Source organism: Mycobacterium sp. P4_H6 (assembly GCF_056400845.1).
In genome coordinates, this window is sequence record NZ_JBFUKN010000174.1 from 1 (window position 1) to 1,629 (window position 1,629).

The window sequence follows — 1,629 nt, forward strand, 5'->3', positions numbered from 1 at the left end:
GGGGGCCCACCCAGTTGGTGACGGCACGCAGCTGTCCGGGCATGGCGGGTTGGGGCGTCCACTTGAGGTTCGCCCGCGCCGACAGGGTCGACGAAAGAGCCCACTCGACATGTGGGCATACCGCCGCGGGCGAGGCGTGAACGTAGACCACGCCAGTTGTCGCCTCGGCGAACTGGTTCGACGCACGCATACATCTGCTCCTTCGGCTCCACTAGGGACGTCTTCCCCAACGACCTGGCGTTACCGAACTGTGCAGCTGTTTCGCGCGTGTCTATTGTGCCCCGTGGGACGCGTGTTGCGCTAGTGTGCGCCGAATTCTCTCAGGACTCCATCAGAGATGGCCGGCCACAGCGGATACGTCCACTCCCCGAAGTCCCGGTCGGTGAGTACCACAAAGGCCAGCTCAGCGGCAGGATCCACCCACAGGAACGTGCCGGACTGGCCGAAGTGGCCGTAGGTCCGGGCCGAGTTGGACGTCCCGGTCCAGTGCGGCGAGTTCTCAGCCCGGATCTCGAACCCCAGCCCCCAGTCGTTCGGGCGCTGCGATCCGAACCCCGGCAGCACCCCGTTCAGACCGGGAAACTGCACGGTCGTCGCCTCGGTGTGCAGCTCGGGCGTCACCAGCGCCGGGCGCAGCAGATCCGCGGCGAAACGCGCCAGATCCTCGACCGAGGACTCGCCGCCATAACCGGCCGCCGCCGCGCCGCCGGCCAGCGTCGACGCCGCCATCCCGAGCGGTTCGAACACGGCCTCCTGCAGGTAGTGGCCGAACTCGATTTCGGCCGCACTCTGCAGCGCTTCGGCCAGCAGAGTGAAGCCGTAGTTGGAGTAGATGCGCCGGGTCCCGGGTTCGGCGAGCACCTGATCGGTGTGCATCGACACCCCCGACGCGTGCGCCAGCAGGTGACGCACCGTCGCACCGGGCGGACCGGCCGGCGTTTCCAGTTCGAAAGCGCCCTCCTCCACCGCGACCTGCGCGGCGCGGGCAACGAGCGGCTTGGTGACCGAAGCCAGCCGGAACGGGCGGGCGGTGTCACCGTGGGTCGCGAGGACACCGGAGGGTGCGATGACCGCGGCGGCGGCGGCCGGGACCGGCCAGTCGGCCAGGACGTCGAGTGCGCTCATAGGCGCCCGAGCCTACTTGCGTGGGCTTATGCCCGAAACTGGACACCTGTCTGACAGATCTCGGATCCGCGTATTAGGTTATAGGCATGAGTCAGTGAGCCCCGCGACTCCTGTAGTACGTTTACTCACGAGCAACTCAAACTACTGATAGTAAACATGCGGGCGGCGCGGCAGCACGCCCGGCGGCATCCCTCCATACGAAAGGTTCAGCTAGGCATGAGTCAGACGGTGCGCGGCGTCATCTCCCGGTCCAAAGGTCAGCCCGTCGAATTGGTCGACATCGTCATCCCCGATCCGGGTCCCGGCGAGGTCGTCGTGGCGATCCAGGCCTGCGGTGTCTGTCATACCGATCTGACCTACCGCGAGGGCGGCATCAACGACGAGTACCCGTTCCTGCTCGGGCACGAGGCCGCCGGCATCGTGGAGACCATCGGCGAGGGTGTCACCCACGTCGAGGTCGGCGACTTCGTCATCCTGAACTGGCGCGCGGTGTGCGGTGAGTGC

General features: G+C 66.9%; 3 protein-coding genes. 1 reads left to right on the plus strand and 2 read right to left on the minus strand.

What is annotated here, in order from left to right:
* Both AC1DTF_RS32310 and AC1DTF_RS32315 read right to left on the minus strand, forming a co-directional pair.
* A partial coding sequence (locus tag AC1DTF_RS32310) for a DUF3145 family protein (RefSeq protein WP_477477031.1) occupies window positions 1-190 on the minus strand: 190 nt, incomplete at its 3' end.
* Between the two features lie 110 nt (window positions 191-300).
* Complete coding sequence (locus AC1DTF_RS32315) at window positions 301-1,125, minus strand: serine hydrolase domain-containing protein (protein ID WP_477477032.1); 825 nt, start codon at window positions 1,123-1,125, stop codon at window positions 301-303.
* Between the two features lie 216 nt (window positions 1,126-1,341).
* On the opposite strand from AC1DTF_RS32315, the gene AC1DTF_RS32320 reads away from it, so the two are divergent.
* The coding region (locus tag AC1DTF_RS32320; protein ID WP_477477033.1) for an alcohol dehydrogenase catalytic domain-containing protein at window positions 1,342-1,629 on the plus strand (288 nt) is incomplete at its 3' end.